The sequence below is a fragment of the Flavicella sp. IMCC45537 genome, from assembly GCF_057197705.1.
The window spans coordinates 1,353,984-1,365,753 of the sequence record NZ_CM170067.1; the positions used below are offsets into that span (position 1 = coordinate 1,353,984).

At 35.3% G+C, this 11,770-nt stretch carries 5 protein-coding genes; 1 reads left to right on the top strand and 4 read right to left on the bottom strand.

The annotated features are described in order from the left end of the window. Positions 1 to 60: 60 nt before the first annotated feature. Entirely contained in the window at positions 61 to 3,114 is a 3,054-nt protein-coding gene (locus AC2DGP_RS06030) for a glycoside hydrolase family 2 TIM barrel-domain containing protein (RefSeq protein ID WP_484492111.1), read from the bottom strand. Between the two features lie 7 nt (positions 3,115 to 3,121). Next, the gene (locus tag AC2DGP_RS06035) at positions 3,122 to 4,579 is read right to left on the bottom strand and encodes a sulfatase (RefSeq protein WP_484492112.1); all 1,458 of its coding nucleotides are present in this window, start codon (positions 4,577 to 4,579) and stop codon (positions 3,122 to 3,124) included. A gap of 263 nt (positions 4,580 to 4,842) precedes the next feature. Here AC2DGP_RS06035 and AC2DGP_RS06040 point away from each other — a divergent pair, with 263 nt between their 5' ends. Beyond that, positions 4,843 to 7,827: a glycoside hydrolase family 2 protein gene (locus tag AC2DGP_RS06040; protein WP_484492113.1), complete on the top strand. Its 2,985-nt coding sequence runs from the start codon at positions 4,843 to 4,845 to the stop codon at positions 7,825 to 7,827. A 176-nt stretch (positions 7,828 to 8,003) separates the two neighbouring features. Here AC2DGP_RS06040 and AC2DGP_RS06045 read toward each other — a convergent pair whose 3' ends face one another. Together AC2DGP_RS06045 and AC2DGP_RS06050 are read right to left on the bottom strand one after the other, a co-directional pair. Continuing rightward, complete coding sequence (locus AC2DGP_RS06045; RefSeq protein WP_484492114.1) at positions 8,004 to 8,882, bottom strand: hypothetical protein; 879 nt, start codon at positions 8,880 to 8,882, stop codon at positions 8,004 to 8,006. A gap of 121 nt (positions 8,883 to 9,003) precedes the next feature. After that, positions 9,004 to 11,760, bottom strand: a complete 2,757-nt coding sequence (locus AC2DGP_RS06050) for an alpha-L-rhamnosidase (protein WP_484492115.1) — start codon at positions 11,758 to 11,760, stop codon at positions 9,004 to 9,006. Positions 11,761 to 11,770: the final 10 nt, after the last annotated feature.

An 11,770-nucleotide genomic window follows, 5' to 3' on the forward strand; every position in this document is an offset into this window, starting at 1 on the left:
CATGTAACAAATGAAAAGAGATACGAAACAACTGATTTACGCATACAATTACTAGTAATTTTAATCTATAAACAATTCATCAATATAAGGACCGCTTTCTCCTGTAGTTTCTAAACGAATGCTATTGGCGCCCGCTTTTAATGTAATAATTGTGGGCACAAACTTCCATTCTTTTTCCCAACCTCCTGTAGCTTTGAATTCCAATGTTCTTATATATTCATCATTTACAAACAACTTTAAAGGGTGTAATTTTCCTTCATTATTGTGCATGTATCTAAACCTAATGCTGTAATCTCCAGCTTCACCATCATTTTCTTGATAAAACTCTACAGACCCTTCTTCCCCTTTAAAATCAACAAATCCAGAACCTTTAAAGCGCCTTGCATCATTACTTGCCATGGCACTTCCTTGTAAAATACCATCTTCTGCAGAAATATTTACACCCCTACCAATCCACATGTCTTTAGAATGCTCATCACCCCAGAACAAACCTTCATTTGCTCCAAAAGTTTCTTGCATTGCCAATACAACTTTTCCATCTTGCTTCACAACTGCCTTTACAGTCGTATTATTATGAACTTCAAAGCTACCTTTGTAAACAACTCCATTCTTTTCAGGATTTTCTCCATTCACGGTGTATAAGATTTCTAAACTAGTGTTTTCTCCCTCCCCTAACACATCTATTTGTTTGGTATCAATTGTGACCTTATTTGAAGTATACAATGCCTTATCTCCCAAAATAGCACCCGTAATCACCATTGCTTTTTTTGCCTCTGGTTTTTCTCTTAAAAACAATCTTGTTTTACCAAAAAATAAAGCTCGAAAATCCGATTTTGTTCTACTTGTAGGATCTATTGGATTACCATTCTCCATGGATATTTTATTTACATCACCTTCAATATGATAATAGGTTTTGTTTTCTCCATAAGGATATAAATTATGATTCGCATCTAAACTTTCTGAAGTAATGATATAACTAGCTTCAAAACAACCTTCTGCCGCCAATTTTTTAACACTTGTTTTTAATTTCGAAGGATATTTACTCGTAGAAAATGAAGTCCTTTTTACTTCCTTCCCATCAATATATGCCACAGCTTCTATTGTTCCATTCTCATAAGGTACCATCCATTCACATTGCATTTCATTCCAAATATTTCCTGGTATGTCTTTTCCTAAAGATTTTCCGTTTAAAAATAATTCCACTTCGTCAGCATTCGAATACACCCAAACTGGAATAACGGTTCCCTTTTTCATTCTAGGGTGCGACCAATGAGGTAACATATGAATCATAGGTTCTGATGTCCACTGACTTTGGTAGAAATAAAATAAATCTTTTTTGAAACCAGCAACATCTAATGCTCCACCCATAAATAGATTAAATGGCAAACCACCGTGCACCAAACCTGCTTCTCCGTAATAGTCAAAACCAGTCCATCTAAAATGACCACTATGCCAAGGATTATCTCGCATTAGCTCCCAGTATTTTCTTGCAGAAACTCTTACAGTGGCATTGTCATAAGAAGAATTGAAACTTTGTTTTCTGTTTCGCCATTTTTTAGGATTTATGCCTTCATAAAAGAAAATCTCTTTCTCAGTTAAATTTGGTAAAGGATAAGTACCTGGCAACTCATTATCCCTCCACCACGTTTGGGTTCTATAATATCCTCTTGTTTGCCATGTATGCGGAGCTTCTGTAGAAATGAATGGCTTGTCTAGTTTTTTTGCATTCATTCCCTCTATAAACGATTTTGTTTCAGAACCTCCATTGACTCCTTGAATGTCCATGTCTTCTGGATTTCCTGCCCCTGAGGTAAATAAGCGAGTTGGATCCAATTTTTTCCCGAAATCCACTAAATCTGGTCCAATCGGACTATGCGTTTCATTCCCTAAACTCCAAACAAAAATACTCGGATGGTTTCTATCTCTTGTAATCCACTCTGTAACATCTCGTTGCCACCATTGATCAAAAGCTTGTTTACCATAATCTTGTGGTGCTTTTTTATGCCAACCGTCAAAAATCTCGTCCATAACTAACAATCCTATCTCATCACAGATATCATAAAACATAGGTGGTGTTGGATTGTGAGATGGACGAATGGCATTGATTCCCATATCTTTTAATGATTGTAATTTCCAACGTAACAAAGGCTTTGTCCAAGCTCCACCAACAGGACCTCCTTCCCAATGTTCACAAACTCCTTTTAATTTCATATTTATTCCGTTCAACCAAAATCCTGTTTGGGCATCCCATTTTACCGTTTTGAATCCAAAAGTTGTTTTGACTTCGTCAATAACTTTTTTCCCTTTTCTAATTTGTGTAATTGCTGTATATAAATGGGGCGTATCAGGACTCCATAATTTTGGATTCTCTATTTCAAGTTCATAAGTAGGTTTTGACGACTTCAATTTTTCACATTTGTGAGTCAACTCAATTCCATCTGGAGAAAACAATTTCACGTCATATATTAGACCTTTTAATTTTCCATTGATTTCAGCATCAATCAACACATTTGCCTTTTCCTCTTGAATTAAAGGTGTTTGAATAAAAATTGTATTTGGTTGAAAATGTGTTGGACGCACCTCAATTAATTTTACTTGTGCATAGATTCCACAAGGATGATACCAACGCGCAGAAGGCTCTAAAGAATTATCTACTCTAACCGCGATTGTATTATTCCCCTCCTTTAAATATTCTGAAATGTCATATCTGAAACTGATATAACCATAAGGTCTTTTGGCTAAATATTTTCCATTTACCCAAACCTCACTATTCATATAAACACCATCGAAGTTTATATAAGTTATGTTAGACAAACTCTCTTTTTTAATTTCGAAATGCTTTCTGTACCAACCAACACCTCCGTCATGATACCCACCACCTTGACCTTGATCACCACCTTTTCTCACCCCTTTTTCAAAAGACCAATCATGAGGAACATTTAATTTCTTCCAACTAGAATCATTAAAATTTTCTTTAGAAAATGATGAATTGTCTTTTAGAATAAAACTCCAGTCATTATTAAAATCCACCTCTGCTCGTTGAGCGCTTAACTCACCAAAAGCAAAAAATGCAATGATAAAGGCATAACTAAATTTAAACATCAAACTTTTCATGGAATTTTTATTTATCATTTTGTACAAAAGGCTTACCGTTACTTGGAAACTTTATTTCCAAGAGTTTTTTCATTCTCTTTTCTACCTTTTTATACTTTTCATTCCCAGATAGGTTTACGTAAGAAACCAAACTATTTTTATGTTCATACAATTCACTACCCAGTATTTCATGTGTCTTAGAATCTCTCCATTCAGTATATCTCCATTCACCATCAGTGGCTGTAACCCCCATTATTTTTTTCCCTCTTGCATATACGCTATAGGCAGCTTTATCCCATTTTTTATTTGGCTTATTCAATACAGGAACAATACTTTTCCCTTCTGTAACAGGAGCAGACTGCAATCTACATACATCTACTAACGTTGCGTATATATCTACATTCTCAACCAACGCATTTGACGATTTACCTGTGACTCTATTTTTGTAGCTTGTTTCTCTACTAATAATTAGTGGTACTCTTACATCAATTTCCATGTTAGATTGCTTACACCAAGAAGCATAATCTCCAATTTTATACCCGTGATCACTCATAAAAACAATCATCGTATTCTTTTTCAAATCCAACTCTTCTAATGTTGTCATCACCTTTCCTATTTGTGCATCTATGTAACTAATACTTGCATGATAACCATGAATGAGATCTCTCGTTAAGTCATCATTTAGATCCCCTTCTTTTGGAATATTTGAATATGACTTTAATTCTCCCCAAGGACTCAAAGCTAGCCTATAAGCCTCTTCTGGTTTTTTTCTAGAAGGTATTTCAAAATCATTTTTATTATATAAATCCCAATATTTTTTTGGAGAATTGTAAGGTAAATGTGGTTTACTCAACCCTACAAACATTAAAAATGGATCGTCTTTGACTTTTTTCAAAGTTTCAATTGCGTAATTGGCAACTCGTCCGTCTTTATACCCATCATCCTCTACATCAGCACTTTCAAAAGCAGGTCCTTTTAAAGGTTTCACTCCTTCTTCTTTTAATCGCTTCATTAAAGCAATATTTTCAGGTTTTAAATAAGCGTTTTTCTCTTTTTCAAAATAATGAGACCAAACATTTTTATCATCAACACCATGGTGATACACTTTACCAATACTAATGGTTTTGTAACCATTGCTATCAAATAATTGTGGCAAAGAAACCACGTCTTTGTGTACTTTTCGTAATGGTGTAAAGATGCTATAAATCCCTAAGGTTTCTGGACGTAAACCTGTTAATGTACTCATTCTAGATGGTGCGCAAATCGCTTGTTGCACATAGGCCTTATTAAATAAAACGCCATCTTTTGCAAGTTGATCAATATTAGGGGTTAAAGCAGTTTTACTACCATAACACCCTAGTTCGGCCCTAAGATCATCTACATAAAAGACCAAAACATTTGGCCGTGTATCAGAATCATTCAATTGCCCTTTTGCAGAAAAATAACTTATTATTAAAACTACGAACACGAAAACATTACGCTTCATCATATATCATTTAAATTAAATCTAAAATTATTATTAACCTTATCGAATTGCATCCTGTACTGTATTGAAACTAGAATTACTTAAATTTTCAACTAGGGATAAAAATAATACACACAGATCAAAGTCAAACAGTCAAAACAACTTTTTGACAAGAATATAACCAACGACTTAAAAAAAACCAAATTATCAAATTCATACATCACAGTTCATGACAGATAATTCCACCATCTCAGTAAATTTGTTATTAAAATTCATTAGTTTTTATGTATAAATCGAAATTAAAATTAGTCAGTATTTTCATAGCCCTTATTGGTTTCACTTTCAAGTCTTGCGTTAGTCAGAAAAAAAACGCCGGCGAAGAGAAAACAACTACCAACAGGGTCAAATATAATTTTAATCCTGCTTGGAAGTTTGTCAAAGAAAATCCAGAGAATGCTGAAAAAATTGACTTCAATGATACTTCATGGGATACTATTAGTTGTCCTCATACCTTCAACGATATTGATACCTTCGATGATTACAGTCTTGGTCATCATGACGGTGAATCTAATCAATGGAGAGGAACTGTTTGGTACCGAAAGCATTTCAAACTACCTGAATCAGATAAAGGTAAAAAAATATTTATTGAATTTGAATCTGTGAGACAAATAGCGGATGTTTACATAAATGGCATACATCTCGGACAAAACCAAACAGGCTTTATTCCTTTTGGATATGATTTGACACCCCATTTAAACTTTAATGGAAATAACGTTCTAGCCGTAAAAGTTAACAATGATCGAGGGGACCATTTTAGAGAAAATTTCCCTCTAGTTTGGAATCATGAACATTGGCACCCTACTCATGGTGGAATCTATCGCAATGTTTTTTTACATGTGATGAATCCACTTCATATTACACTTCCTCTGTATGACAACTTAGAAACATTGGGAACATATGTATACGCAGACAACATATCTGAGAACAAAGCTGATGTCTTTGTAAACGCTGAAATACAAAATGAATATCATAAAAACAAATCTGTTACATTTAAGGCGAATGTGTATGATTACGAAGGAACACTTGTTGCAAGCTCTATAACAGAACAAGACATAAAAGCAGGAGAAAAAAGCATTTTTTCTACAAAAGTGACTATTGAAAACCCTCATCTTTGGTACACCCGAAAGCCTTACATGTACTCCGTACAAAACATCTTACTGATAGACGGCAAAACAGTAGATTCCTATAACACACCATTAGGTATTCGAAGCTATATTTTCGATAAAGACAAAGGATTTTTTAATAATGGTGAACACGCAAAATTACATGGCTGGGGACAAAAGCCAACTAATGCCTGGGCGGGGTTGGGTGCAGCATTACCTGATTGGCTACGCGACCATACGTTCCAATTAATGGATGAAGCCGGAGGTAATTTTATTAGATGGGGACATTGTGCAGGGTCTCCTGCAGAGGCCGATATGGCCGATAAATACGGATTTGTTACCTTAATGCCTGGTGTAAGTGGTGAATCGGAAGATGAAGGAGAAACTTGGGACATCCGAATAAAAGCATTTAGAGATATGATTGTCTATTACCGAAATCATCCATCTATATTTATCTGGGAAGGTGGTAACTGGGCAGAAAGTGAGGCTCACTATAAAGAAATTCTGAAAGTTATTAATACGTTTGACCCGAATGGCAAGCGCCTTATGGGGAATAGAAGAGCCGATGTTAAAAATGATTCTGAAGGTTATATTTCTATTGAGATTGGAACCGAAGGTTGGGAACGTGAATATCCTGATTTACCGGTTATTGAAAGTGAATACATGCGTGAAGAAGCCCCAAGACGAATATGGGACAAAAATTCACCTGATGATAATTTCTTCAGCCACCCAAACATTGATAAAAACACCTATAAAATCACTTCAGAACAATTTGCTGTAAGACAGGTAAAACATTGGTGGGACAAAATGGGTAGAAAAGCCTATCATGTAGGTGGAGCAAACTGGATTTTTAGTGATGGAACACATGGTGGTCGTGGACAAACTGAGGTTACTAGAGCCAGTGGAGAAGTCGATGCTGTACGTTTACCTAAAGAAGCTTTTTATGCGCTTAAAGCCATGTGGCGTCCAGAGCCGCAAGTACATATTATTGGACATTGGAATTATGACAAAGACACAACAAAAGACATCTTTGTGGTATCCAACACCGCGGGTGTAAAACTTTATGTTAACGATACATTAATTGGAGAAAACACAACTCCAACAAGTGGATACCTATACACCTTTAAAAACGTTTCTTGGGAAGCTGGTGAAATTAAAGCAGAGGGAATTATTGACAACAGTGTTCAAGTAACCCAAACAAAAACTACTGCAGGAGCGCCATTAGCTCTAAAGCTAACTCCAATTACCGCTCCTAAAGGATGGCTTGCTGATGGTTCTGATATCGTACTCATTGATGTAGAAGCAATAGATGCTAAAGGACAAAGATGCCCATTAGCTAAAGGGCGTGTTGAGTTTAGCATAACTGGACCAGCCATTTGGCGTGGTGGTTATAATAGTGGAAAATCCAATTCTACAAACAACTTATTTTTAGATCTAGAATCCGGAATTAATCGGGTGGCCATCCGTTCAACATTAACGTCTGGAAAAGTGACCCTTTCGGCTACTTACAAAGAATTACCAAAGGTATGTACAGAACTAATCTCAAATCCGATAGCTATAAAAAACGGATTAACAACAGAATTACCTCAAGTATATAAACCCATATTCACTGAGGAGCCTAAACCTGTCCACACGCCTGATATTCCAGAATACATTCCTGGTAAAACCAATAAAAGCAAGCTATTTACAAAATTTAGCTATACTGGTGACGGTAAAGCAATGTTACGTACTAATATGCATTGGGGTAAAAAGGCTTATACTGATATGGAAGAAAACTATACGGTAATTCCAAAATACCTAACAGGCTCTGAATACATAAGAACGCCAAACTCCGATAATCGATATTGGGCAAGAGATCAGCTGCAATTTATTGCTGGGGTTAAAATGCATATATATGTATTACATGACGATACCGTTAAACGACCTGAATTCTTGCTAGACGATTACGAAGATACTGGCGATAATATTAAGGTTGGTAATATTGTAATGTCTATTTTTCATCGGGTTGCAGAAGCTGGCGATAGTATTATAATGGCAGGAAACAGCGATGGTGATGCTCCGAAAGATTGTAGAATGTATACGGTTATAGGGAAAGTGTTTCGATAATAGCACTTCATAAACCATAAAAAAGAGGAACTCAGCTTCAAATACAGCTGAGTTCCTCTTTTTTATTAATTGCGGTAGGTGGCTAGATCCACTATTAGACGTTAAGAATCTAAAGTTCGAATGTCACGAATAAAAAATTTCTGATGCTTTGAATTTTTGAAGCAATTACTTTCTTATTAATTCTTAGCATTTATGTAATTTAAAAGTAAGGTTTTCACATCTTTAACCGTTCCTTCCTTTAATCCATTATTCACATTAGCACCTGTAATCCAATACAATAACATACCTGCATCAGAGCAATCCCATTTTCCTTTTTGAAATTTCACAACATCATCTACCTCAGCAATTTTTCCTTGAATCCATACTTGTTGAATTCTTGCATCTTTATGCATTTTTGCCCAATCCCACTTATCTAAATCAACCTTAAGATTGGTGTTTTGATCTGGTATACGTACTTCTTCCACACCGAAATCTAATATTTGTTTCCAACTATAAAAATCTCCTGCATCATCATTCGCAGGATGATGCGTTATCACCTTCACATATTTATGCTTTGCTTTGTTTGAAGCATCTAAAGCAAAACCGATAATGTCAGGCTCACCAGCTTCAACAATCCAAAGTGGGTCATTTTTCGAAGAAGCATTGATCGCACTTGCAAGATCTTTTATGGTCTTATCTAATTGCCATTTCGCATCTAAAAAAACTAAAGATTCATATCCTCCCCATCTTCTAGCGGTTACATCACAAGCACTTTGCATTAAAGCATGTCTCTCATACTCTGCTTCTTCAGAAATTCTTTTTACTCTTACCAAATCACAACTATGAGAATAATGAACCAATCTATCTTGCAATCCTGTAGCACTCAAAAGAGCTAAAGAAACAGCGGTGCCTCCTAAATCATCTGGATCAGGAGAATTTCCATCTGCTACTACAGCAATTCGTCCTGTTGGTGGTTGAATCACTTGAGCTCCAACAACAAACATTGAAAAAAGAGAAAACACAACCAATAATCTCAACTTATTACTCCTTATTTTATTAAAAAACTCCCTAACCATATTTTTTACGTTTTAATATTCAACTACTATTCTTTTTTTATTTCATAGATGACAGGATTACTTACCAAACAACTTAAATCATCTGCCAAAATAAACATGAATACTAATACTTTGTCAGTTTTTAATTACTATCTATTCTAAACGCATAGTCACCTGAAGCTACTTCTAACTCAATAGTACTTTCTGTGTTTTTAACAGAAAGCACATTTACTATATCCTCTGTTTTTTTATTATTTACCGTCAAGTTTGAATTTGAACTCATCGGAATTGTAATAATAGCTGTTGTGTTCGGAGGTATCCTCGTATCCAATAAAAACACACCATTTTCAATTTTCCATGAAGAAGCTACTTCTCCGTATGACGTATTCAATGTAGCCGATGCTGATGTCAATGGGGCTTTTGCCACAGGAGCAATTCTAATTTTCTTATACCCTGGTTCTAACGGAGCAATTCCGGCAATACGTTCATACATCCACTCACCAATTGCACCATAAGCATAGTGATTTAAACTATTCATATTTTGAGGATTGAATCCATCCTTTTTGCTATAACTATTCCAACGTTCCCAAATAGTTGTTGCTCCTTGATTTATAGAATAGAACCAAGAAGGATAGGTCTCTTTGAATAAGATTTTGTACATCAACTCTATTTCTCCTGTTGCATCTAAAACTTCTGACAACAATGGTGTCCCTAAAAATCCTGTTCTCAAATGATTATCAGCTTCACCTATTTTTTCTAATAGATGTATTTTAGCATTTGCTTTATTTTCTTCAGACAGCAAACCAAATGCTAAAGCCAACAAATAAGAAGTTTGTGTCTCACTAACATTATTTACTTTTCCATGATCAAAAAACTTATTTTCAAAAGCTCTTGCAACCTTTTTATATAAAGCATCATACTTTTCAAATTCTTCAGTTTTACCTAGTGCTTTGGCAGTTTTGGCAGTTAAATTTGCAGAATGTGCAAAAAAAGCTGTCCCAATCAGGCTTTTAGAGGTATCTCCTCTATTATCACCATTCTCCGGAAGCGGTTGCAACCAGTCTGCAAAAAATCCCATTTTAGAAATGTAATTTTTTGTAACACTTTCGTGGTATTTCACCCAACCTTTCATGGTTTCAAAGTTTTCTTCAAGAATTTTTTTATCTCCTGTTCTTAAGTAAACTTTCCAAGGAATAATTGTACATGCATCTCCCCATCCTGCACTTACCTTATTATTATACAATACATCAGGCACTACCCATGGCACGCCTCCATTGTCATATTGAGACTCGCCAACACTTTGCATCCAACTCGCCCAAAATCTATATACATCTGCATTAAACATAGATGCCGGAGCGAATACCTGTGCATCAGCTGTCCATCCCATACGCTCATCACGTTGCGGGCAATCGGTTGGGATATCAAAAAAGTTTCCTCTTAATCCCCAAACAATATTACTTTGTAACTGATTTAATTTTTCATGAGAAGATGTAAACGTTCCATTTTCTTCAAAATCTGAATATTGTACCATTCCCGTTACCCAATCTTTTGATGGAGTTTTTGAAGTATCAAATCCGCTTAACTCAACGTATTGGAATCCGTGAAATGTAAATTTTGGCATCCATTCTATCACACCATTTTCAGAAGCAGTATAGTAATTTGTAGACTGTGCGCTTCTATAGTTTTCTGTGTAAAATGTACCATCTGGTGCTAACTTTTCAGCAAATCGAATTTTTAACGTTTGTCCTTTTTTCATAGGTACCTTTAGCAACGGAACACCCACCATATTTTGTTGCAAATCAAAAATTAGAGTTTTACCTTTTTTAATAATCTCTTTCGTGGTTACTTCCATTTTAGTCTTTACCGTTGTGTGCCTCTTTGGTTCTAAACGAATATCATCAGATAAGGGAAACGCATGAACGGATACCCATGATGTATCATCAAAATTATTGGTTGTCCAGCTTGGCATTTCTAAATTGGAATCATAAGTTTCACCATCATAGATTTCAGACATTCTAATAGGACCATTCGTTGTGCCTTTCCATGTTTCATCAGAAAGAATTACTTTTTTAGAACCATCTTTCATTGTTACTTCTAACTGCGCCAAAGCTTTTGGAGATTCTGTATCGCTCCAATAGGTTTTCATCCAACCTAATCGTCCTGAATGCCATCCTGCAGCAACCTCAATTCCAATAGTGTTTTGCCCAGACTTCACTAAATTGGTAACATCATATGTAATAGTTTCTATACGAACTTTGTAAGGTGTATACCCAGGTGGCATTACATCATCACTTACATCTTCTCCATTTAAAGCTACATCAAACACTCCTTTGGCAGTGATGTATAATCTTGCTGAAGCAACTTCGTTAGAAATTTCAAAACCCTTTCTTAAGTACTGAGGTCGATGTAAAATATTCTCTTGACTTCCAATTACTTTTTCTTTTTTGGTATCTAAGCCAATCCATTTTGCTTGCCAGTCTGAATTATCTAACAATCCTAATTCAAAATGATTAATAGCACTCCATTTAGAAGCTTCATTATCTTGATTCCAATATTTTACTTGCCAATATACTTTTTGACGTGATTGTAATTCAGATCCTCCATATTTTATCCAAGTAGACTGCGCTGTTTTTTGTTTTTTAGAGTTCCAAACATCCGGATTTCCAGGTAATAAATCTGGACTACTCGCGGCTACAACTTGATAAGCACTCTGGCTTAAAACTTGATCTGAAACTGGTAATTGCCATGAAAAACTAGGTGTACCATCATAAAACCCAAGAGGATTCACAAAACCTTCAGATACTTTTAAACTTTTTGCTTCTTTTACTATTTCTTTTTCTTGACAAGCGACAAAACTCAAAAAAGCCAAACAGCTAAATGTGAATAAAAATTTTCTCAAATTTGATTTT